The 22,874-nt window shown below is 68.3% G+C and carries 20 protein-coding genes; 8 read left to right on the plus strand and 12 right to left on the minus strand.

Translation table 11 applies throughout. From position 1 onward, the window contains the following. Positions 1-3,099: a sensor histidine kinase gene (locus ACU6XJ_RS08480; protein WP_476308286.1), complete on the minus strand. Its 3,099-nt coding sequence runs from the start codon at positions 3,097-3,099 to the stop codon at positions 1-3. A gap of 528 nt (positions 3,100-3,627) precedes the next feature. Between ACU6XJ_RS08480 and ACU6XJ_RS08485 the strand changes: the two genes are divergently transcribed. From ACU6XJ_RS08485 to ACU6XJ_RS08495, 3 genes are all read left to right on the plus strand, one after another. Beyond that, positions 3,628-4,602, plus strand: coding sequence for an ABC transporter substrate-binding protein (locus ACU6XJ_RS08485; protein ID WP_476308288.1), 975 nt, complete (start codon positions 3,628-3,630; stop codon positions 4,600-4,602). 73 nt (positions 4,603-4,675) lie between these two features. After that, positions 4,676-6,337, plus strand: coding sequence for a DNA repair helicase XPB (locus ACU6XJ_RS08490; RefSeq protein ID WP_476308289.1), 1,662 nt, complete (start codon positions 4,676-4,678; stop codon positions 6,335-6,337). A gap of 198 nt (positions 6,338-6,535) precedes the next feature. Then, the gene (locus tag ACU6XJ_RS08495; protein WP_476308291.1) at positions 6,536-7,144 is read left to right on the plus strand and encodes a Uma2 family endonuclease; all 609 of its coding nucleotides are present in this window, start codon (positions 6,536-6,538) and stop codon (positions 7,142-7,144) included. 33 nt (positions 7,145-7,177) lie between these two features. Here ACU6XJ_RS08495 and ACU6XJ_RS08500 read toward each other — a convergent pair whose 3' ends face one another. Then, complete coding sequence (locus tag ACU6XJ_RS08500; RefSeq protein ID WP_476308293.1) at positions 7,178-8,296, minus strand: CapA family protein; 1,119 nt, start codon at positions 8,294-8,296, stop codon at positions 7,178-7,180. A 111-nt stretch (positions 8,297-8,407) separates the two neighbouring features. Between ACU6XJ_RS08500 and ACU6XJ_RS08505 the strand changes: the two genes are divergently transcribed. Then, on the plus strand, positions 8,408-8,632 hold the full coding sequence (locus ACU6XJ_RS08505; RefSeq protein WP_476308295.1) for a PspC domain-containing protein: 225 nt from the start codon (positions 8,408-8,410) through the stop codon (positions 8,630-8,632). On the opposite strand, the gene ACU6XJ_RS08510 is transcribed toward ACU6XJ_RS08505, so the two are convergent. The 10 genes from ACU6XJ_RS08510 to ACU6XJ_RS08555 all read right to left on the minus strand — a co-directional run bounded on the left by ACU6XJ_RS08510 (position 8,604) and on the right by ACU6XJ_RS08555 (position 18,758). Beyond that, positions 8,604-9,800 carry a low temperature requirement protein A gene (locus ACU6XJ_RS08510; protein ID WP_476313869.1) on the minus strand — a complete coding sequence of 399 codons (1,197 nt, stop codon included), beginning with the start codon at positions 9,798-9,800 and terminating at the stop codon, positions 8,604-8,606. The two genes, ACU6XJ_RS08505 and ACU6XJ_RS08510, sit on opposite strands and share 29 nt — an antisense overlap. Before the next feature lie 73 nt (positions 9,801-9,873). Continuing rightward, entirely contained in the window at positions 9,874-10,848 is a 975-nt protein-coding gene (locus tag ACU6XJ_RS08515) for an AsnC family transcriptional regulator (RefSeq protein WP_476308297.1), read from the minus strand. A 255-nt stretch (positions 10,849-11,103) separates the two neighbouring features. Then, positions 11,104-11,712 carry a methylthioribulose 1-phosphate dehydratase gene (gene mtnB, locus ACU6XJ_RS08520; protein ID WP_476308298.1) on the minus strand — a complete coding sequence of 203 codons (609 nt, stop codon included), beginning with the start codon at positions 11,710-11,712 and terminating at the stop codon, positions 11,104-11,106. Next, a complete protein-coding gene (gene mtnA / locus ACU6XJ_RS08525; RefSeq protein WP_476308300.1) occupies positions 11,709-12,716 on the minus strand; it encodes an S-methyl-5-thioribose-1-phosphate isomerase in 1,008 nt (335 codons plus the stop codon). The genes mtnB and mtnA overlap by 4 nt, the downstream gene beginning before the upstream one ends. 10 nt (positions 12,717-12,726) lie before the next feature. Continuing rightward, positions 12,727-12,921 (minus strand): DUF397 domain-containing protein, encoded by a 195-nt coding sequence (locus ACU6XJ_RS08530; protein WP_476308302.1) that lies wholly within the window; start codon positions 12,919-12,921, stop codon positions 12,727-12,729. 17 nt (positions 12,922-12,938) lie between these two features. Continuing rightward, positions 12,939-13,796, minus strand: a complete 858-nt coding sequence (locus ACU6XJ_RS08535; protein ID WP_476308303.1) for a helix-turn-helix domain-containing protein — start codon at positions 13,794-13,796, stop codon at positions 12,939-12,941. A 510-nt stretch (positions 13,797-14,306) separates the two neighbouring features. Further along, complete coding sequence (gene groL, locus ACU6XJ_RS08540) at positions 14,307-15,932, minus strand: chaperonin GroEL (protein ID WP_476308304.1); 1,626 nt, start codon at positions 15,930-15,932, stop codon at positions 14,307-14,309. A 327-nt stretch (positions 15,933-16,259) separates the two neighbouring features. Then, positions 16,260-17,576 carry a serine/threonine-protein kinase gene (locus tag ACU6XJ_RS08545; RefSeq protein ID WP_476308305.1) on the minus strand — a complete coding sequence of 439 codons (1,317 nt, stop codon included), beginning with the start codon at positions 17,574-17,576 and terminating at the stop codon, positions 16,260-16,262. 161 nt (positions 17,577-17,737) lie between these two features. Then, a complete protein-coding gene (locus ACU6XJ_RS08550; RefSeq protein WP_476308307.1) occupies positions 17,738-17,941 on the minus strand; it encodes a cold-shock protein in 204 nt (67 codons plus the stop codon). Between the two features lie 133 nt (positions 17,942-18,074). Then, a complete protein-coding gene (locus tag ACU6XJ_RS08555) occupies positions 18,075-18,758 on the minus strand; it encodes a TIGR00266 family protein (RefSeq protein WP_476308308.1) in 684 nt (227 codons plus the stop codon). Between the two features lie 142 nt (positions 18,759-18,900). Between ACU6XJ_RS08555 and moeA the strand changes: the two genes are divergently transcribed. The 4 genes from moeA (at position 18,901) to pssA (ending at position 22,770) form a co-directional block, all read left to right on the plus strand. Continuing rightward, a complete protein-coding gene (moeA, locus tag ACU6XJ_RS08560; RefSeq protein ID WP_476308310.1) occupies positions 18,901-20,130 on the plus strand; it encodes a molybdopterin molybdotransferase MoeA in 1,230 nt (409 codons plus the stop codon). Continuing rightward, positions 20,130-20,702: an orotate phosphoribosyltransferase gene (locus tag ACU6XJ_RS08565; RefSeq protein ID WP_476308312.1), complete on the plus strand. Its 573-nt coding sequence runs from the start codon at positions 20,130-20,132 to the stop codon at positions 20,700-20,702. The genes moeA and ACU6XJ_RS08565 overlap by 1 nt, the downstream gene beginning before the upstream one ends. A 401-nt stretch (positions 20,703-21,103) precedes the next feature. Then, complete coding sequence (locus ACU6XJ_RS08570; RefSeq protein WP_476308314.1) at positions 21,104-21,814, plus strand: phosphatidylserine decarboxylase; 711 nt, start codon at positions 21,104-21,106, stop codon at positions 21,812-21,814. Further along, positions 21,814-22,770, plus strand: coding sequence for a CDP-diacylglycerol--serine O-phosphatidyltransferase (gene pssA, locus ACU6XJ_RS08575; RefSeq protein ID WP_476308316.1), 957 nt, complete (start codon positions 21,814-21,816; stop codon positions 22,768-22,770). The genes ACU6XJ_RS08570 and pssA overlap by 1 nt, the downstream gene beginning before the upstream one ends. The last annotated feature ends 104 nt before the right edge of the window (positions 22,771-22,874 follow it).

The following is a 22,874-nucleotide window of genomic DNA, read 5'->3' on the forward strand; positions in this document are numbered from 1 at the left end:
TCACTCCCGTTCCTCACTGCCCTGCCCACGCGGCGGACGGGGCGAATCGCCCTGTCCCCGCTCGCCCACCGCCGCGTCGACCATCGCATGTCGACCCCGGCGAAGACCAGACTGGAAATTAGACATCCTGCCGCGCACGTCGTCGGCGGATCTGGTGGTGATGGCACCCACAGCCGCGGGCGGCGTCGCCTGCTGCTTCGGGGTGGCCGAGCCCGGCACCAGGTGCTGCTTGGGCACCCGCTTCGGCAGGCCCGCCGAGGTCAGCTTCGCGGGCTTGGCGGCGGGGGTGCTCAGCGCCTGCGCCGCCCGCCAGCCGTCGTCACCGGGCGAGGTCCACGGGTCAGCCGCGGGCTCGGGCTGCGGGGCCTGGGTGGCGACCGGCTGCGGCGCGGGCGCCGGGGCGGGCTGCCGCGGCTGCGCCTGCGGTTGCGGCTTCGGTGCGACGGGCCTCGGCTGCACGCCGTTGCCGCCGGTCTGCGGTTGGTTCAGCACGCCGTTACCGCCGGTCGGCGGCTGGTTCAGCGCGCCGACGGGGCCGGTGACCGGCGGCTCCTCGGTGTCCATCGACTTGAACCACTGAGAGAGCATCGCTTCGTAGATGGGCAGCCGCTCGGTGGGAGCCTCCACGTACTCCCGACGCGGCGGCGCGCCGACTCCGTTTCCGTTGTCCGAGGTGGCCGGGGCCTGCAGCGGCGCCTCCACCGGTCCGGGCAGGCCTGGCAGGTGCCTGGTCGGCACATCCTGCACCGGCTCGGGCTCCACATCCGCCTGCTGGGAGTGGGTGTCCGTGAACAGCCAGTCGTCATCGTCGGCGGTCCGGGCGGGGGCGGAGCCGACCGGGGCCGGTCGTGGCGGCTCCGGTTCCAGCTCGTAGTCCTGCTCGGGCGCCTGCTCCGCTGGCGTCGCGCACTGGCCGGTGAACTCCTGAGCACCCGCTGGTTCGGGCTGCTCCGGTTGCCGTTCGTCGAGCACGGGTGGGCCATCGACCACGGTGGGAACGTCGGTGACGGTGCTCTCGCCGCGTCCCTGCAGAAGCTGGAACGGCGGGGTGACCGCCTCTTTGCCCGGCCCCAAGGGCATGCCCGTCGGGGTGCCGAACTGGATGCCGGTGGAGGGGCCGCCTCCCGGCTGGTTGAGCAGCGGTGCGGGCACCAGCACGAGTGCGGTGGTACCGCCCGCGACGCCTTCGTTGTTGCGCAGCCGCACCGTGATGTCGTGCCGCTTGGCCAGCCGACCGACCACGTACAGGCCCATTCGGCGGGCCACCGAGACGTCCACCTCGGGCGGGTCGGCCAGGCGCTCGTTGATCTGCGCCAGTTCCGGCTCGGGGATGCCGAAGCCGTTGTCCACGATCTCGATCGCGAGGTCGCCGTCCCGGTTCACCGCGGTGTGGACCTTGATGTCGGTCTGCGGGTCGGAGAACGTGGTGGCGTTGTCCAGCAACTCGGCCACCAGGTGGATGAGGTCGTTGGCGGCGCGGCCCGCGAGTGCGACCTCCGGCACCGCGACGACCTGCACCCTGGCGTACTGCTCGATCTCGGACTTGGCCGCGCCGAGCACCTCGTTGACCGCGATCGGCTTGCCCAGCCGCCGCGTCATCTCGGTGCCGGAAAGCACCAGCAGGTTCTCGCTGTTGCGGCGCATGCGGGTCGCGAGGTGGTCCAGCTCGAAGAGGCTGGCCAACTGATCGGGGTCCTGCTCGTCGCGCTCCAGCCGGTCGATCAGGCCAAGCTGGCGTTCGACCAGCGCCTGACTGCGGCGGGAGAGGTTGACGAACATCGAGTTGATGTTGTCGCGCAGCAGCGCCTGCTCGGCGGCCAGCCGGACCGCTTCGCCGTGCACGGCGTCGAAGGCCCTGGCGACCTCGCCGACCTCCTCCGAGGAGTGGATCGGCACCGGGGCGATGGCGTGCTTGGAGGCCGCGACCGGGTCCGGCGAGGCGAGGATGCCCTCCACCGCCTGCGGCAGCCGGTAGTCGGCGACCTCCAGCGCGGTGGCGCGCAGGGTGCGCAGCGGACGCAGCAGCGAGCGTGCCACCACCAGCATCATGATCAGGCCGATGAGCAGCACCGCGAGCACGATCGACGCACCGATGATGGCGGAGTTGCGGGCACCAGCGGCCAGCGAGTCGGACCGGGCGGTGAGGTCCTTGAGCAGCTGGTCCTCGACCTGGTTGATCCGCACGCTGCGGTTGGTCGCCATCGAGTCCCAGCGGTTGGCGTTCTCGGTCTGCTCCTGCTGCGCCAGACTTCGCTGGATGGCGGTTTCTTCCATGCCGTTGGCGGTGTCGACGCTGGAGCCGGTGAACGTGTCGTCGAACTCCTGCCGCTGCTCGGGGCTGGCGGCGTTGAAGAAGGACTGCTTGGCCGATTCGGTGACGGCCGCGGCCGCGACCAGCTCGTTCGCCTGGGCGGGCGGCAGGCTCTTCTTCTCCAGGGCCACGTAGAGCAGCGCCCTGCGCAGCGAGAGCTGCTCCTGCATCTGGGAGATCGCCGAGGTGGCCAGCTGGATCCTGGCGATCTCGGGGTCGTCGCTGGTGGCGACGGAGAGCTGGCTGAGTTCCAGCAGGGAGGCGACCAGACCGGAGTAGGCGTCCAGCAGCGCGTCCTCGGTGTAGCTCGTGCCGAGCGTCGCCTTGCGCAGCTCCTCGATGCGGCCCAGCTGGGACACCGACTGCCGGTAGCTCTCGGCGACGTTGCCGGGCAGGCCGGGACCGATGCGGTCGACCTCGGAGCGGAACTTGTTGGCCGCGTCGTCGACGCGCTGACGCTGCCGGACGAAGGTGGCGCCACCGGCGGTCACCTCGCCGCCGGGCCGGTCAGCAGGCCTGCCCGCCGCGACGTATCGGGTGGCCTGGTCGCGTTCCTTCTGAAGTTCGTTGGTCAGCTTGGAGGCGCTGGTTTGCAGGCGGGCAGCCTGCGCGAGGTCGGCCAGCCGGTTCGCCTCGTCCACATCCGAGTAGAAGCGCAGGCCGCCCAGGATGAGCGCGGCCACCGTCGGAATGATCATGACCCACAGCAGTTTGGTCCGCAGCCGCCAGTTGCGCAGCCGCCAGCGCTCGGTCGACCCACCCGAGGTGTCCACCATGGGTTGGCTCATCGGCTCTTCAGGATCCGCTGGTCCCTGAGCACCACGCATCAGATCGCTACTCTCCGCAACCAATCGTTCGCCCGATCCGGTCGATCCTGCCCGACTCCCGCTGTCGGCCCAAGACCGTCCGGAGTTCTCCTGCGACCGGCCACTCCTGGCTTCCTACATCCACCACGCCCGTGCCGGCGGGCGTCCCAACTCGACGCGACGCCCAACCGGTAATCGGCCGAATTGCAACACAGTACCTAACGTCCGCGCCATAGTCGCCGTTACGAACCGAGCGCCACATTGCACCTTGACTACCTGTAAAGAAGATCGATAAAGAGGTGATCGGTACCACACTCGGCAGACAATCTACAGCACGGAACGTGTCCGTCTCTCGCTCTGTTCGTCAGCCTTATGGATGGTTACCATCACCGGACTGGCCTGTCGGTCGGCGACGCATCGACGGTGTTCGCGCCGGCGGAGTTGACTGGACCGGCATGCCGATGAGCGAACTTCGGCCCCGATACGCAGCGAAGGACAGAAATGAGCGGTGTGGCCACCAGACGTGCGGTCAGGCTGACGGCGAGCCTCGTAGCCGCCGCGGCGCTGGCCATCTCCTCGACGTCGTGCAGCCTGATCCCCGGCCGCGGGGAGGCGGAGCAGCTGGAGGTCAGCAGCCTGCGGGTCGGCGTGCTGCCCAGCATCGACGCGGCACCGCTCTACATCGCGCAGAACAACCGGATCTTCAACGACGCGGGCCTGTCTGTCGAGCTTGTGACCATGCCCTCCACCGAGGACGCCATCCGCCAAGTGGACGCGGGCACCGTGGACGTCGCGCTGGCGAGCTATGTGGCGATGGTGAAGGCGGTGGCCAACAACCTCGAACTCGAGCTGCAGGGCGAGGCGTACCAGGCGGGACCGAACTCCATGGCGCTGGTCACGCTGAACAAGGAGTACACGACCCCGACGTTCAAGCCGAACCCCCGGATCGCGGTCAACGCGCTCGCGGATGTGGCGACCCTGACGACCACCGCTTCACTGGAGCAGGCGGGCGTGTCAAAGGACCAAATAACCTACATCCCTATGCCATTCGCCAATATGACTGATGCGCTGAAGAATGGAACGGTCGACGCCGCCTGGATGATCGAGCCGTACATTACGAAGATCCGCGTGCAAAATGGTGCTCAGATCGTTATTGACACGGCTCGCGGCGCGACCCAGGATTTCCCGCTCACCGGCTACGTCTCAAGTCGGAAATTCACCGAGTCACGTCCGAAGGCGATGGCGGCTTTCCGTCGGGCGCTTTCCGAGGCTCAGCGCCGGGCCAGCGACCGGATGGCGGTGCAGGCGGTACTCCCCCAATACGCCGATGTGGAGAGCATGGACGCCGCGCTGGTGTCGATCGGCGTCTTCCCCACCACGCTGGACCGGGAGCGCCTCCAGCGGGTCAGTGAGCTGGTGCACATCTACCAGCTCACGCCGGGCCGGATCGAGATCAGACGGATGATGCCGCCGGGTGTCGGCTGAGCTGTCGCCGCTGCCCGGCAGGGTTCTTGGCACACTGGTCGGCACAGCTGTGGAGTAGCAACCCGGGAGACACGTGACCGACGGACCCCTGATCGTTCAGTCTGACAAGACGCTTTTGCTCGAGGTGGACCATCCGGCGGCGGATGACGCGCGGATCGCCATCGCGCCGTTCGCCGAGCTGGAACGCGCTCCCGAGCACGTGCACACCTACCGCGTGACGCCGCTCGCGCTGTGGAACGCCAGAGCGGCGGGCCACGACGCGGAGCAGGTGGTGGACGCGCTGGTGCGCTTCTCCCGCTACCCCGTTCCGCAGCCGCTGCTGGTCGACGTGGTGGACACCATCGGCCGCTTCGGCAGGCTCCAGTTGACCAACCACCCCGCACACGGCCTGGTGCTGGTGTCGCTGGACCGCGCGGTGCTGGTCGAGGTGCTGCGCAACAAGAAGATCACGCCGATGCTGGGCGCACAGCTCGACGACGACACGGTGATCGTGCACCCCTCGGAGCGCGGCAGGCTCAAGCAGGCGCTGCTGAAGGTGGGCTGGCCCGCCGAGGACCTCGCGGGCTACGTCGACGGTGAGCACCACGACATTTCGCTCGCGGAGAACGGCTGGCGCCTGCGCGACTACCAGCGGCAGGCCACCCAGGCGTTCTGGGCGGGCGGCTCGGGTGTGGTGGTGCTGCCCTGCGGCGCAGGCAAGACGATGGTCGGCGCGGCCTGCATGGCAGAGGCGTCGGCCACCACGTTGATCCTGGTCACCAACACCGTGGCGGGCAGGCAGTGGAAGCGCGAACTGATCGCGCGGACCTCGCTGACCGAGGAGGAGATCGGCGAGTACTCCGGCGAGCGCAAGGAGATCCGCCCGGTCACCATCGCGACCTACCAGGTGATCACCCGCAAGAACAAGGGCGAGTACCGCCACCTGGAGTTGTTCGACTCCCGGGACTGGGGCCTGGTCATCTACGACGAGGTACACCTGCTGCCCGCTCCGGTGTTCCGGATGACCGCCGACCTCCAGTCGCGGCGCAGGCTCGGGTTGACCGCGACGCTGGTCAGGGAGGACGGCCGCGAGGGCGATGTGTTCTCGCTGATCGGGCCGAAGCGCTACGACGCGCCGTGGCGGGATATCGAGGCGCAGGGCTGGATCGCGCCCGCGGACTGCACCGAGGTGCGGGTCACGCTGACCGATGCCGAGCGCCTGACCTACGCGACCGCGGAGCCGGAGGAGAAGTACAAGACCTGCTCGACGGCCCGCACCAAGGTGGCGGTGGTCAAGTCGATCCTGGAGCGGCACAAGGGCGAGCCGACGCTGGTCATCGGCGCGTACCTGGACCAGTTGGAGGAGTTGGGCGCCGAGTTGGACGCGCCGATCATCCAGGGCTCCACCAGGAACAAGGAGCGCGAGGTGCTCTTCGACGCGTTCCGCCGCGGTGAGATCCGCACCCTGGTGGTGTCGAAGGTGGCGAACTTCTCCATCGACCTGCCCGAGGCCTCGGTGGCCATCCAGGTGTCGGGCACATTCGGCTCGCGCCAGGAGGAAGCCCAGCGACTTGGACGCGTCCTGCGACCCAAGGGCGACGGTCGGCAGGCGCATTTCTATTCGGTGGTGTCGCGCGACACACTCGACACCGACTATGCCGCGCACCGCCAACGGTTCCTTGCCGAACAGGGTTATGCGTACACGATCGTCGACGCTGATGACCTGCTCGGTCCGAAACTCCCCGAGGTCGGGTAACCCTTTCGGGTAACAATTCGGTATCACGGTCCGGATTGGCCCGCGGCCGCCTCTGTTTCGGGTGGGAGGCAATTCCGCCTCCCGTTTCGAAGGGGGTTGGAGTGTGTACAGATCCGAATGTTTTTCACCTCACCCGGGTGTCTATGCGCCGGGTCCACCGAGGTGGGACGCTGGTAACCACATTGGAGGTGAGCGCCGATGGCCGCACCGGCCCACAACACCGATCCTGAGCACGAGGGTCCCTGGACGACCGACGACCTGTTCGCGATGGAGCACGACACCAGCAGGTTCTACGAGATCGTGGACGGGGCGCTCATCATGAACCCCCCGCCCAACGTGGGTCATCAGGGCACGGAGTACATGCTGGAGTTCGCCCTGCGGTCCGCGGCGGCCAAGGTGCAAGACCGTCCGTTCCGGGTCAAGCACGGAGTCGGCATCTTGTACAGCGAGGAGCGTTGGTTGGTGCCGGATGTCGTTGTGCTTCGATCCGACACCTACAACGGGTCTTCGTGCTGGGTGCAGCCTGAGGACGTTCTGTTGGCGGTTGAGATCGTCTCGCCGGGTTCACGAGCACAAGATCGAACTCTGAAGCCGTTCCTCTACGCCGAGGGGAGGGTGCCCTACTACTGGCGAGTTGAACTGAACAACTTCAGGGGACGGGAGCATCCGCTGCCGGTTGTGATGGTGCACAAGCTCAACGAGAACGATGAGTACGAGCTCATCGCCATCGGTGGGGCGGGACAGACCCTGCGCATCGAGGAGCCGTTTCTGATCGAGTTCGACCCGGCTCAACTGCTGGACGAGTAGTGGATGCGGGGTGCGTGGATCACGCACCCGTCATCAAGGCGCTGGGCGGGTGAGGCCGTCTTCTTTGCCGCCGCGGCTGTTGATGATGCGGTCGGTGCGTTGAAAGGCTTCGGTGCGGCGCTTGGTGGGTTGGGCCTCGGAGAGGTCGATCAGGCGGATCGGGGGGCCGAGCTCGACCAGGGTGGGCACGAACTCCGCTTTGGTGACCTTCCAGCCGGTGCCCTGGCGGGTGAAGGTGAAGCGGGCGATGGCGCCTTCCTCGGTGGTGCCGCGGGGCTGCTCGTGCTTGGCGACGAGGTTGCCGAGGCCGTAGGTCACCCACTTGTCGCCGAACTTCTCGAAGGGCTGCACCACGTGGGCGTGGTGGCCGATGATCAGGTCGATCGCGGGGTCGGCGAGAAGCTGTTTGGCGATGCTGCGCTGCTCGGCGGTGGGCTCGTGCTTGTGCTCGATGCCCCAGTGCAGGCTGGCCAGCACGACCTCGGCGCCCGCCTGGCGGGCCTTGCGGGCCGCGGCCAGCACCTTGGCGGGGTCCAGCTTGTTGGTCAGCCAGGGCTTGTCGGCGGGGATCTCGCGGCCGTTGAAGCCGTAGGTGTAGGAGATGTGGCCGACCTTCACGCCGTTGACCTCGTAGATCAGCGGTTTGGCCGCTTCGGCGGGGTTGCGGGCGGAGCCGGTGTGGTCCAGGCCCGCGGAGTCAAGTGCGTCCAGGGTGCGCTTCACGCCATCGGCGCCCTTGTCCAGGGTGTGGTTGGACGCGGTGGTGCAACTGTCGTATCCGGTGGCGGCCAGCGCCTTGGCGATCTCGGGCGGGGCGCTGAAGTCGGGGTAGCCGGTGAACGGGCCGGTCGGGGGCGCGATCGGCACCTCGAGGTGGCAGATGCCGAGGTCGGCGCCGGAGACCGCGCGTTTGATGCCCGCCAGCAGTGGCCCGAAGTCCCGCTCCGACTCGCTGCCCGCGTCGGCCTCGGCCTGGGCGGTGAGGGCGGGGTGGATCAACACGTCACCGCTGGCGGCGACGGTGAACCGGTCGCGTTGGGCGGGCTGGGCGGTGGGCGCCTTGTCGGGTGTCGTGGGGGCGGGGTCGGCCGACGTGCAGCCCGCCACCAGCGCGAGCACGCCGACGGCCACCGCGAGCAGACGAGAGGTCACCGCGCCATCCTGCACTTTGTCCGATTGGCCCTGTTGAGCTACCCGGGTTTCCGGGTCGGCTCATGGTTCGCCCCAATGCCGGGGGTACCGGCGAGAGCACAGCATAGGTGCATGACAACAGAGCACAAGACACTCCGGCGCAGCCGGGATGACCGGATGGTGAGCGGGGTGTGTGGCGGCGCGGCGAGGCTGCTGGACGTGGACCCGACGCTGGTTCGGCTCGGGTCGGTCGCGTTGACCGTGCTCGGGTTCGGCATCACCGTCGTCGTCTACGTCGCCTGCTGGGCGCTGGTGCCGGAGGAGGAGGTCAGTGCTGTGAGTGGACCTTCCGCCTGATCGCGGCGCGGGCCTCGCGGAAGAGGACCACCTCGACGGCGACCAGTGCCGCGAGCACCCCGACGAGGGCGGTGAGCGCGGCGATGGCGGGCACCAGGGGCACCAGCGGGATCGACAGCAGCAGCACGGCGGCGGTGACCGTTCTCGGGACGTTCCAGGTGCCGAGGTTGCGGAGGCGGAACCCGATCAGCCCGATGAGGTACAGCGCGGGGCCGAGGACCAGCGCCGCCGCGGCGAAGCCTTTGAGCGGGTCGTCGAGGCCGTGGTCGGCGACGTAGAGCGGCACTTTCTTCAGGCCGAGGGCGAGCAGCACGATGCCCGCGACCATGGGCAGGTGCAGGTAGGTGTAGGAGTCGCGGGCCAGGGCCATCCGCTCGACGCCGGACTTCTCGGCCAGCACGTGTTCGCCCACGGGGGCGACCACGTCGAAGTAGAGCCACCACAGTGCGACCGCGGCGAGCAGGCCCAGGACGGCGGCGATCACTATCGGCAGGGTGGTCGGCTTGTCCTGGACGCCGACGCCGATGGACACGATGGACTCGCCGATCGCGATGATGATGATCAGGCCATGGCGTTCGGCGAAGTGGCCGGGGGACTTCAGGCGCCAGCCCGCGGCGCCGATGACCTGGGTGAGCAGGTAGTCGGCTGCCAGCGCGGCGGCGAACAGCGCCAGCCGGTACCAGCCGTCGACGAGCGCGGCGGCCAGCAGCAGCGCGGCGCCGACCCCGGTGGGCCAGAGGAACCGCACGATCTGGCATTTGAGCGTCTCGTCGTTCTGCGCGGCGTGCCAGAACAGGGTCAGGTGCACTCCGCGGACCACGATCATGCAGATCGCGACCACGAGCGGGCCGTGCAGTCCGCCGGGGAGGTCGTGGAAGGTCTCGGGGACGGCGATGGAGAACACCAGCAGCGCGGCCATGGCCACCACGATGAGCAGGCGGAGCAGGCCTTCGTCGGCGCGGACCACGGCGCCCAGCCAGGAGTAGCCGACCCAGCACCACCAGAGCAGGGTCAGGATGAGCAGGCCCTCGAGGACGCCGCGGGCGCTGAGGTGCGCGGCGAGGTAGGCCGTCACCTGGGTCATCGCGAACACGAAGACCAGGTCGAAGAACAGCTCGAACGGGGTTACCCGATGCGTTTCGTCCACATCGACCGGCCGCAGCCGCATTCTGACCACACCGCACTCCCTCACTCAGCGGGCGAACGGGTGAATCCTACGCTTTTGACCTGCGGATACCCGCTCAAATCGAGATGCGGTGACCATCCCGGGACACCCCGGCGCATTTGAGCGTCGCGGTGGTCGGGGCGAGTTCGGTGCGCAGCACCCCGGGCAGCGTGCCGACGGTCTTGGTGAGGAACTCATACAGCGCGAAGTTGTCCGGCATGGCGACCACGGCGAGCATGTTGGTGCTGCCGGACACCGCGCCGACGAAGCGGCAGCCGGGCTGGGCGTGCAGGGCGGCGCCGACGGATTCGATCGACCCGGGGTGCACGGTCAGCCACAGCGCGGCCTCGGCGTCGAACTCCAGCAGCGGCAGGCTGATCTCGGTGTGCAGTTCCACCACCCCGGTGCCCAGCACCTTCTGTAGCCTGCGGCCGACGGTGGCCTCCGAGGCGTAGGTGTGCCGGGCCAGGCTGCGATGGCTGGTTCTGGCGTCCTGCTCGATGAGCGCGATCAGCCGCCGGTCCAGTTGGTCCAGGGCGGCGGTGGGTTCGCCGGTGTCCGCGGGCTCCCCGCCCAGCGCATCGGCCTCGTCGGGGGCGAGCAGCCCGGCGTGCCAGCGGTGCGGCGCGGCGAACAGCATGAGGATCTCGTGGACGCCCAGCACTTCGGGCGCGTGCGCGGCGATCACCGAGTCCAGCCAACGTGCGTTCTGGGCCTTCTCGATGGCGACCAGGCAGGCCACTTCCTGACCGAGGTTGAAGCTCGCCACCCACCAGGTCTCGGGCCGGTCCATGAGGGTGCGGACGAGTTGGGCGCCTTGGCCGTTGTGCACACCGAACCGCACCAGCACCCGCGGTGAGGTGGGTCGGAGGTTGCTGGCGGCGACGACCCTGAGCAGCGCGTCGTCGTAGAGGCGGCGGGCCCGGCGGGCGACGGTGCGTTCCGAGGTTTCCAGCACCTCGCCGAGGCGGGCCCAGCTTGCTCGCGGATTGATCTGCAACCCGCAGATGATCCTGCGGTCCAACTCGTCCAGCGCGACCGATGTGTGCATCGCATCCCAGCGTAATGACGGAAACCAGCACAACCAACCGTCTGTGTTCCGTTCCCGGGGTTCGCGGTGTCAACATCGGCGTGCGCCGTGACTGACATCCGGCGTCGAGGGGACCGGACCGGGGGTTCGCCCCGAACCCACACTGCACAGCGGGTTCGGGGCGGGGTCCCCCATCGTTCGGCGGAGTGAAGGACATCCAGTGGCTGGGACATCCAAGCCGGAGACCGGCGACCCGTTCGGTGACGGCCGCGCCGACTAGCGGCTCAGCAGCACCTCAAGCTGGCAGAGCGCCTCGAGGCATTCGAACCGGTTGCGGGCGGTGTCCAGGTCGGGCCCCCAGACGAACGCGCCGTGGTTCGCGACCAGCAGCACGGGCGGCAGGTCCGTCCGGGTGGCCAGCGCCGTGCCGACCTCGCCCGCGATCCGGGAGACCTCCAGCCAGTTGGTGAAGACCGGCATGCTGATCTTGGTGGGGTCTTCGGTGCCGAGGCCTTTGATGAACTGGAGATCGTGGATCTCCACGGCGCTGCCGCCGTCCCGGGCGGTGCGGGTGGCCAGCACGGTGGCGTAGGGGGTGTGCAGGTGCACCACCGCGCCGCAGTCGGGCCGCTCCCGGTAGATGGCGGTGTGGATGCCGGTGTCGCGGGAGACGGCGGGTCCACCCGGCTCGACGGCGGTGCCGGTGTTGATGTCGACCAGCACGATGTCGGCGGTGGTCAGTTCGCCCTTGCAGCACGCGCTTGGCGTGATCAGCACCCGGTCCGGGTCGCTGGTACGGACCGAGAGGTTGCCGGAGGTGCCCTCCATCCAGCCGCGCTGGTAGAAGAGGTGGGACAGTTCGGTGAGCCGTGCGACAGAGCTCATGACGCCCGCCGAAGCTGCTGGTAGGCGCCGTCTTCGGTGACGATCGCGGTGATCAGGTCGGCCGGGGTGACGTCGAAGGCCGGGTTGTAGACGGGGGTGCCCTCGGGGGCGATCGGCACGTCGGCGATGGCGGTCACCTCGGTGGCCGCGCGCTCCTCGATGACGATGCCGTCACCGGAGGGCAGCGAGGTGTCGATGGTGGAGGCGCCCGCGACGACGAGGAACGGGACGTCGTGGCGCTTGGCTGCCAGCGCCAGGCTGTAGGTGCCGATCTTGTTGGCGGTGTCGCCGTTCACGGCGATCCGGTCGGCGCCGACGATCACGCAGTCCACTTGTCCGGTCGCGATCGCGGCGGGCCCCGCGCTGTCGACGCACAGCCGGTGCGGGATCTTCTCCTCGGCGAGTTCCCACGCGGTGAGCCGGGCGCCCTGCATGAGGGGGCGGGTCTCGCCCGCGAGGACGCTGTCCAGGCGGCCCCGGCCGTGCAGGTCGCGGATGGTGCCGAGCGCGGTGCCCCAGGCGGCGGTGGCCAGGCGTCCGGTGTTGCAGTGGGTCAGGACGCGCAGCTTGTCCTTGGCGCAGAGCTCAAGAAGGAGGTCGGCGGCGTGCCGGGCGGCGCGCTGGTTGGTTTCGACGTCCTCCCAGATGAGGGCGAACGCCTCGGCCAGCACGGCATCGGCGCCTTCGGGAAGCCGCATCAGCGCGCGCTGCACACCGTCGGCGAGGTGCACGGCGGTGGGCCGGGCGGACGCGATCCGCTCGGCGTCGGCGTGGACGGCGGCGGGGTCGGAGTTGACCCGCGCCGAGATCGCCACGCCCAGGGCTCCCGCGATCCCAATGGCGGGCGCTCCCCGCACGGCCAATGTGCGAATCGCGTCGATGACGGCATCGACGCTGTTGAGGCGCATGGTGAGGTGCTTGTGCGGCAACCCCCGCTGGTCGAGCAAGACGACGGCGTCGTCCTCCCAGCGGATGGAAAGCCGGATGTTCGCGGAAGAGTCCACGCCAGCGAGCCTAGCTGCGCTTGAGCTCTCCAACGAACCTTTCCCACGACGCCCTCGAGAAGATCAAAACGCCCGAGATGGGGGCCTTCGAGTCCCGAACGCCGACGCTGTGAGACGTCAGCACCACCTCGACGCAGTCGCCGCCCTGAACGCCGCTTCGGCTTGACTTACGCCATCCTGGGCCGCCAAGGTCCCCAGTCTTCATGGCTGGCTCCTCTGCTCTCACACACCAGAAGCCACCCTATCAATAAAAGCAATCGATGCTTGCGGGTCAAGCGCCTGCCTTGCAACGCGATCAAAAGACGAACGAAACCAATCCAGTTTACGACGCTCATCGCTATAAGCAGCTCCGCCGAAATACTCCATGTAAATCAGATCGAGTTCGGGCTCGGCAAACTCCAACATAATCGTGGAGCCGATCATCAACGGATGAGGACCCACATCAAAGGGTATTATCTGCAAACAAACATGGTCGAGGGATGTCAGCGAAAGCAAGCGTTCCAGCTGCTCACCCATGAGATTCCGATCCGGAACACCGCGCCGGAGCGCCGCCTCGTTGACCACAAAATGAAGGCTAGGCTCAGGTCCGCCCAAAAGCCGCTCCTGGCGTGCAGCTCGAAAGTCGATCACCTGCTGGATCTGGCGAGCTGAGATCTCGCCCGGCTCTACATCGAACAGCGCACGCGTATAACCTTCGGTCTGAAGCAATCCAGGGATGAACTCGGCCTGATAGGTCATCATGCGGACCGCGTCAGCTTCCAATCCCACCATCAGACGGAACCAGTCAGCAACCGAATCTCCATATGAGGCCCACCAATCCGCCCGGGGCTCCGCGGCCTGCTCGGCTAGGCGCTTCAGGGTCTCTGCTGTGTGCGGATCGACGCCGTACATGTCGAGCATGATGTCGACGTAGACACGGTTGATGCCTTGTTGGCCGCTCTCCATCTTGCTGATCGCCGGTTGCTTGACGTACAGCGCTTCGGCAACTTCGGCCGCCGTGAAGCCAGCGTCCTCCCGGAGCTTGCGCAGCCGCAGCCCAAGTTGGCGGCGCAGGGCAAGTGGTTCTGGAGGTATCCCCATCTCGCACCGTTCCATTTATTCCTGGAATTAGGAATACCAGGAATCCGTCAACGACTTATTGAGCATACTGATCGCCTCTGACTTTGCTTGGAGAACACATCGCGCTACTTTCAATTCAGCGCGAGGTTCCGCTCTCACACACCCGCTGCGGGCCGAGCGCGGGTGGTCCCGCTTCCCCGAACGGGACCACCCCCCAATCTTCCCAGGAGCGACCGATGACGGACGTGAGTCACCCATTCGAGGAACAGGGAGGCGAAGAACTGCCCTTGGTCATCCGCGCGCAGATCGCCCGCCAGATGGTCGCCTGGGAGCTGGAACGCCAACAAACAACCCGGCCCGCCGAGAAGACGCCCTGCGTTGGCTCGACTACCTCTACACCATCGCCATCGTCGGATAAATCGATCGGGAAACCGCAACCGTGTTTATGTCCTCCGCGCAAGCGAAAGGGGCCGGTCCGCTGGTGCGGGCCGGCCCCTTTCGGGACTTGCGGTTCCTAGCTGGGGGCGTGGATCAGAAGTCCATGCCGCCCGCGTCGGGAGCGCCGCCTGCGGGAGCCTTGTTGGCTTCCGGCTTCTCGGCGACGACTGCCTCGGTGGTGAGGAACAGCGCCGCGATGGAGGCGGCGTTTTGCAGTGCGGAGCGGGTGACCTTGGCGGGGTCGATGATGCCCGCGGCGATGAGGTCCTTGTACTCGCCGGTGGCGGCGTCCAGGCCCTCGCCCGCCTTGAGGTTCTTGACCTTCTCGACGACGACTCCGCCTTCGAGACCGGCGTTGACCGCGATCTGCTTGAGCGGGGCCTCCAGGGCGACCTTGACGATGTTGGCGCCGGTGGCCTCGTCGCCTTCCAGGCCCAAGCCGCCGAAGGCGGTCTCGGCGGCTTGCAGCAGCGCGACGCCACCACCGGCCACGATGCCCTCTTCCACAGCGGCCTTGGCGTTGCGGACGGCGTCTTCGATGCGGTGCTTGCGTTCCTTGAGCTCGACCTCGGTGGCGGCACCGGCCTTGATCACCGCGACACCGCCCGCCAGCTTGGCCAGGCGCTCCTGCAGCTTCTCGCGGTCGTAGTCGGAGTCGCTCTTGTCGATCTCGGCGCGGATCTGGGCGACCCGGCCCGCGATGGCCTCGCTGTCGCCGGAGCCCTCGACCACGGTGGTCTCGTCCTTGGTGACCACGATCTTGCGGGCGCGGCCCAGCAGGGACAGGTCGGCGTTGTCCAGCTTGAGGCCGACCTCCTCGCTGATGACCTGGCCACCGGTCAGGATCGCCATGTCCTGCAACATCGCCTTACGACGGTCACCGAAACCGGGAGCCTTGACGGCAACCGACTTGAAGGTGCCGCGGATCTTGTTCACGACCAGGGTGGCCAGGGCCTCGCCCTCGACGTCCTCGGCGATGATGACCAGCGGCTTGCCGGACTGCATGACCTTCTCCAGCAGCGGGAGCAGGTCCTTCACAGTGGCGATCTTGGAGCCGAACAGCAGGACGTACGGGTCCTCGAGGACCGCTTCCTGACGCTCGGCGTCGGTCACGAAGTAACCGGAGATGTATCCCTTGTCGAAGCGCATGCCCTCGGTGAGCTCAAGCTCAAGACCCAGGGTGTTGCTCTCCTCGACGGTGATGACACCTTCCTTGCCGACCTTGTCCATCGCCTCGGCGATCAACTCACCGATCGTGGTGTCAGCGGCCGAGATCGAGGCCGTGGCAGCGATCTGCTCCTTGGTCTCGACCTCCTTGGCGGTCTTGAGCAACTGCTCGGCGACAGCCTCGGTGGCCTTCTCGATACCACGCTTCAAAGCCATCGGGTTGGCACCCGCGGCCACGTTGCGCAGACCCTCCCGAACCAGGGCCTGAGCCAGCACCGTGGCGGTGGTGGTGCCGTCACCGGCGACATCGTCGGTCTTCTTGGCGACTTCCTTGACGAGCTCGGCCCCGATCTTCTCCCACGGGTCCTCAAGCTCGATCTCCTTGGCGATCGAGACACCATCGTTGGTGATGGTGGGCGCGCCCCACTTCTTCTCAAGAACGACGTTGCGGCCCTTGGGGCCCAACGTCACCTTGACGGCGTCGGCGAGGGTGTTCATGCCGCGCTCAAGGCCCCGGCGGGCGTCCTCGTCGAACGCAATCATCTTGGCCATGCGGTGTGGTCCTCCGGTGGTAGCCCGGGAGCGGGTGTCCCAGGGCTTGGAATGACTACGGTGCTCGGCCAGGCTCGGTGCCCGCGACGGACGGCCACGACCGGTTGTTACCCGGTGCGAGGCCTCACCGTCCCGACCTGATGCGGCTGGAAACCCGTGATCAGCCCTGCCGTCTTCAACTTCAGCGCGCTGAAGGCGACAGGCCGCTGATCACGCAGCATCCGGGGCCGCGGTTGGCACTCAGCTGTTCCGAGTGCCAATGCCTGTTTAGCACTCTCGGAGGGCGAGTGCAAGCAGAGGCACCCGGAAAGGATCAAGAAAGCCAGGTCACGAGAAGGCGATCGCCAGGATGATGACCAGCAGCACGACGGCCGTTCCGATGAGCACCGGGCCGAGCCACTTCGCGCCCGCTCCGGTGTCGGCGAACGCGGTGGTCTGCACCGGCATCGGCGGCCGCAGGCGCATGGGCTCCGCGGACACCGGCGGCGGGGCGGGCGGCAGCTGCTGCGGCCTCGGGCGGTTCGCGTACGGGCCGGTCGGGTACGGGCCGCTGGGCTGCGACTGCTGCTGGTGCGGCACGCGCTGCGGACCGGTCTGCGGGTTCCACTGCGGCTGCACCGGGTGCGGTCCGCTGACCGGGCCGGGCACCGGCTGGGAGACGCCCGCGCCGCTGTGGCCGCCGCTCACTCCGGCCCTGCCGCTGTGTCCGCCGCTCACGTTGGCCCGGCCGCTGATACTGCCGCCGCCACTGACCGGCGTCGAGGCGTGCGCCGAACCAGGCTGGCGCAGCGGAGGCGGCTGGCTCGGGTTCTGGGCGTTGATCAACGCCGACCGCGCGGCCGAGAGCATCTCCCGGCAGGAGTCGTAACGCTGCTTGGGGTCTTTGGCCATGCCCTTGCGCACGACCGCGTCGATCGCGGACGGCAGCACGACGACCGAGGTCACCGCGGGCGGCTCCAAGGCCAGGTGGCCCTGGATCACCTCGGGCACCTTGCCCTGGAACGGCGGCCGTCCGGTCAGGCAGGCGAAGAGAACGCACGCCAGCGCGTAAAGGTCGGTGCGGCCGTCCACCGGTTCACCGCGCAGGTGCTCGGGGGCGGCGTAGGTGGGCGAGCCGAGGAAGTCGCCGGTCTTGGTGCGGTGACCGGTGGCGCCGCGGCGGGTCAGGCCGAAGTCCGCGACATAGACGTGCTCGCCGCTGGTCTCCTTGTTGGTCACCAGCACGTTGGCGGGCTTGACGTCCAAGTGCACCAGCCCGCGCCCGTGCACCATGTCCAACGCGTCGGCCACCTGGCCGAGCAGGATCAGCGCCCTGGCGGGCGAAATCGGCCCGTCCTTGATCAGACCCGCCAGATCCGAACCGTCCACCAGCCGCATCGCGATGTAGAGCAGCCCGTCGACCTCGCCGAAGTCGTAGAGCGGCACCACATGCGCGTGGTCGATGGCCGAGGTGTTGCGTGCCTCGTCGACAAACCGCTCGCGGAACTCCGGGTCCTCGGTGATGTGCTCGGCGATGACCTTGAGCGCGACCTTGCGCCCCAGCCGGACGTCGGTGGCTCGGTACATCACGCTCATACCGCCGCGGCCCAGCACACGATCGATTCGGTAGTGGCCAAGGCGGCGTCCGGTCAGGTCTTCCGACACGTCCCGCAGCCTAACGCCCGCGCAATTCGCCGTGCGGGCGGTTCGGCTGATTCGCTGTCAAAAAGACTATGGCGGCCCTGCCCGCACACTCCCCTGGGACAAGACCGCCACGATGCGGTTCGAAGCTTTGGATCCGCTGTGCACCTGACGATGCGGGGTGCCTAGACCTTCTGGACGGCGTCGGCCTGGTTGCGGCCGTCTCTGCCCGCCTTCACCTCGAACTGGACCCGATCCCCTTCCGCCAGTGTGCGAAAGCCCTCCATCTGGATAGCCGAGTAATGCACGAAGACATCGGGGCCGCCGTCCTGGGCGATGAAGCCATAGCCCTTTTCGGAGTTGAACCACTTGACCGTGCCGACCGCCACGGCATCCTCCTCGTTCGGTTCATAGCGCCACAGCGCCAAATGCGCACCGCCACGCTACCCGAACTCTCCGTGACCGGAAGGGGGTTAAATCCGAGTGGAGTAGTGCCGATTAGTCCGTTGTTAACACGGAAACTCAACTTCGCGATGCAACCCAGTTGGTCTGCATCCACGCCACCAGCGATCTTGGGTTACGAGTTTGTGTCAATACCTGTCCGGGGCCCGCGAAATCGAATACCAGGCCAGCACCGTTCTTGATCGATTGCGCAGTTCCGTGACTGACCGTGCGAAGACGGGTGTGGACGGTGTCGGTATATGCCACGACATGTCCTGTGTTGACCGTCACCAGCTCGCCGGGACTCAGCGTGACCAGGTCCAATGCGCCGTAACACGACAGCACCAACGCGCCTTGGCCGCCCGCGTGCACCAGGAAACCGCCTTCACCGCCGAACAGGTTGCGAAACCCGGCCCACTGGGTGTCCAAGACCACCGTCGCCGACGAGGCGAGCCATGATCCTTTCGTTACACACCAGTTCTGGACGCCCGCCAGCTCCAGCACATGAAGATCACCCGGCAGATTGGCTGTGACATCGACCCAGCCGCCCTCCGGCGGCGCGGTGAAGGAGGCGACCTGTTTCGGCTCGCCGGAAATCACCGCTTTGGCAAGTGCTTTCAGGAAACCGTCCCGCAGCTTGTTCTCCACCGCGACGCCGTAACTGGTGGCCAGCATGGCGCCGCTGTCCACGAGAACCTGCTCCCCCGGCGCCAGCAGCAACCGCGCGACCCCGAAGGAAGGAGTGTGACGGGTGCGAACCTGCACTGCGGTCTCCTCACAGCGGTACGAAGATCGTTAACGGCTACGTGACAACAACAACTCGGCGACCAATCGGTCGATGAACGCAGTGTGGCACGGAGGCGGCGAGACATCTGGTGGGATAGGGGCTGTGGGAGCACAACGGCACGTGCGGAAGAAGAACTCGACCGGTCGCCGGGTCAGCGTCGAGCAGCACCTGGAGCGGGTGCGCTCCCTGCTGACCCCGACGGCGTCCGAGAGCCGCCCGCTGGGCGAATGCCTCGGCAGAGTGCTGGCGGCGGACGTCGTCTCGACGATCCCGCTGCCGCCGTTCAACAACTCCGCGATGGACGGCTATGCCGTGCGTGCCGTCGACCTCACCGGCGCCACCGACGATGAGCCGGTGACGCTCACGGTGGCCGAGGACATCCCGGCGGGCAGACTCGACATCCCGCCGCTGCTGCCCGGCACGGTGCACCGGATCATGACCGGCGCCCAGGTGCCCTCCGGTGCCGACGCCGTGGTCCAGGTGGAATACACCGACGGCGGGACCGGCGAGGTGCTGGTGTACGAGCCGGTGCGGCTCGGCGCCAACATCCGGCGCGCGGGCGAGGACGTCTCCGCGGGCCAGCGGGTGCTCACCGCGGGCTGCGTGCTGGACGCCTCCCAGCTTGGGCTGGCCGCGGCGGTCGGCGCAGGCGAGCTCACCGTGCGCAAGGCGCCTCGGGTGCTGGTGCTGTCGACCGGCTCCGAACTGGTGGAGCAGGGCCGTCGACTGCAACCCGGCCAGATCTATGAGTCCAACGGCGTGATGCTGGCCGCCGCCGTGACGCAGGCGGGCGGCGAGGCGCGGCTGCTGCGCTTCGTGCCGGACGACACCGACGCCTTCCACGCCGCGCTGGCGCCGCACCTTGACTCCGTCGACCTCGTGATGACCTCCGGCGGGGTCAGCGCGGGGGCCTACGAGGTGGTGAAGGAGGCGCTGGCGGGGACCGGCGTCGAGTTCACCAAGGTCGCCATGCAGCCCGGTATGCCGCAGGGCGCCGGGGTGTACCAGGGCAGCGTTCCGTTCGTGGCGCTGCCGGGCAACCCGGTGAGCGCGCTGGTGTCCTTCGAGGTGTTCGTGCGGCCCGCGCTGCGGGCCGCCGCCGGATATCCGCAGCCGGAACGGCCGAGGTTGACCGCGGTGCTGACCGAGGAACTGCGGGCACCCGCCGGGCGGCGGCAGTACCGGCGGGCCAACCACGATCCCGCGCTGGGCACGGTCACGCCCGTCGGCGGGCAGGGCTCGCACCTGCTCGCGGCGCTGGCGGCGTCGAACTGCCTGCTGGAAATCCCGGAGGAGGTCACCGACCTGCCAGAAGGCGCGGAGGTCACCCTGTTCCGGACGCGGGACTGATGGACCCGACGACGTTGATCCCCGCGCGGCGCGGGCATTTCCAGCTGGAGTCGGGGCACCACGGCGAGCTCTGGCTGGAGCTCGACGCGTTGTTCCTGCGCCCGCGCGCGCTGCAACCGCTGATCAGGACGCTGGCGGAGCGGCTGGCCGAGCACCGGCTGGACGCGGTCTGCGGTCCGCTGCTCGGCGGCGCGTTCGTCGCCCAGCAGCTGGCCATCGAACTGGACGTGGAGTTCTTCTTCAGCAAGCGGCAGGAGACCCGGCCGGGCCTGTACGCGACGCGGTACACCGTGCCGCAGGTGCTGCCGACGCTGGGCAAGCGGACCGCGGTGGTCGACGACGTGATCAGCGCGGGCTCGGCGACCAGGGCGACGGTGGCGGCGCTGCGGGCGGGCAACGCGGTGCCGGTGGCGGTGGGCGCGTTATTCGTCCTCGGCGACACCGCGGCGCCGTGGGCGGCCTCCCAGCGGCTGCCTCTGGAGGCGGCGGGTCGGCTGGACAGCCGCATCTGGCCACCGGAGAAGTGTCCACTCTGCGCGACCGGCCGCCGGTTGGATGTGTTGTTCGGTTAGGCGCGTCAGCCCCATTGGTCGTGCGCGCGATACACCCGATAGTCTCTTTTTGGGCACCAGAATCATGACACTTCGGGCAATTGGACGTGGTCCAGTGACACAGTGCCCGCGAGTTGTGACCTATTGTGACCAACCACTCATCGCTCAGACCTGTTCACGGCCTGTGACAGGAATTACACTCGGAACCACGTGATGAGTCGCCCCCAACGGCGTCTCATCGTCGACACGGGATCGTGAGTCGTCGGGGGACACATGAGCCCGTAACGGGGAGGACCGACTGGGCGCGTCACGCGCGCCCGACGGTCCCGGGTCGGGACCGGTGCGCTCGGGGCACCGGTCCCGACTCGCTTTTTCCGGCGGCGTACGGTGAGGGGCCAATCCCGGAGCACGCACGGAGAACGATGTCCGCGTCACGTCCTTCTGGCCCCAACCACCTGCTCGAGCTCATCCGCGACACGGTGCCGCCGATGAACAAGGCAGGAATCCCCTTCGTCGTCGGCGCCGCCGCGCTGTCGCTGCTGCTGCGGCGCTTCTCCCGCAGGCTCGGCGCGATCGGCTTCGTGCTCACCGCCTGGGTCGCCTGGTTCTTCCGCGAGCCCAAGCGCACCACCCCCAGCCGTCCCGGCGTCGCGGTCGCGGCAGCCGACGGCATGGTGTCGCAGGTCCTCCCGGCCGTGCCGCCCGCCGAACTCGGCCTGCCCCAGGACCGGGAGATGATCCGCGTCAGCGTGTTCCTCTCGGTGTTCGACGTGCACGTGCAGCGGATTCCGGTGGCAGGACTGGTCGACGAAGTGTCCTACCGCCCCGGCAAGTTCCTCTCCGCCGACCTGGACAAGGCCAGCGAGGACAACGAGCGCAACTCGGTGCTGATCACCTCGGTGGACGGCCACCAGCTTGCCGTCGTGCAGATCGCCGGGCTGGTCGCGCGGCGGATCGTCTGCTCGATCACGGCGGGCGAGAAGGTCGCCGCTGGCCAGACCTACGGGCTGATCCGCTTCGGCTCCCGGGTGGACGTCTACCTGCCCGCGGGCAGCCGGGTGCTGGTCGAGCCGGGCCAGCGCACCATCGGCGGTGAGACGGTGCTGGCCGAGCTTCCCTCGGCCACCGTCTGATGCACGCCCGCAACGCCCCCGGCGTCCGCCTGCTGCCCAATGCGATCACGGTGCTGGCGCTGTGCGCCGGGCTATCGTCGGTCCAGTTGATGCTGGCGGGCAACCACATGGGCGCGGTGGCCGCCATCGGCATCGCCGCGATCCTGGACGGCCTGGACGGGCGGCTGGCCCGCATGCTCGACGCCACCAGCAAGATCGGCGCCGAGTTGGACTCGCTGGCCGACGCGGTGTCCTTCGGCGTCGCGCCCGCGCTGGTCCTCTACTCATGGCAGCTTGACGAGCACCGCGTCGGCTGGCTGGTGGCGCTGCTGTTCGTGGTGTGCATGGTGCTGCGGCTGGCCCGGTTCAACACGCTGCTGGAGGACGTCGACCAGCCGCCGTTCACCAAAGAGTTCTTCGTCGGCGTGCCCGCCCCGGCGGGCGCGCTGCTGGCGCTGCTGCCGCTGGTGGTCGTGCTGGAGGTCGGCGAGGGCTGGTGGAGCACCCTGCCCGCGGTCGCGGCGTGGACGGTGGCCGTCGCGGCGCTGGCCATCAGCCGCATCCCGACGCTGTCGGTGAAGAAGGTGTCGGCGCCCCCCGGCGCGGTGGCGCCCCTGCTGATCGCGGTGGCCCTGATCGCCTCCGCCATCGTGATCTTCCCGTTCGCCGCGCTGGCCGTGGCGATGGTGCTGTACCTGGCTCACCTGCCCTACGCGGCGCACCGCTACCGCTGGCTGGCCCGCCACCCCGAGGCGTGGGACGTGCCGCCGCGCGAGCGCCGTGCCATCCGCCGCAGCCACCGCCGCCTCGGCCTGCGCCCCCCGCTGCGCCGCCGGGTCGCGGGCGCGGCGATCAAGATGAAGGCGGTCCGCCTCCCCCGCCGCAATGGCCACGGCCGCCCCCACCCCGACCGCCCCTGGCGCCAAAACTGGCGCAGCCTCGGCCTACGCAAGTCGGACCGCCGCGACAACCGGTAGCTCGGGCTGTCCTCAGTGGACGTGGTTCGGTGTCTTCGCCTTGAAAGATTGGCGGGCCTGCGAACCAAACTCCCCCGGCAAGGCGTATGACGGGGGAGTTTTCG

Source organism: Actinorectispora metalli, assembly GCF_056323685.1.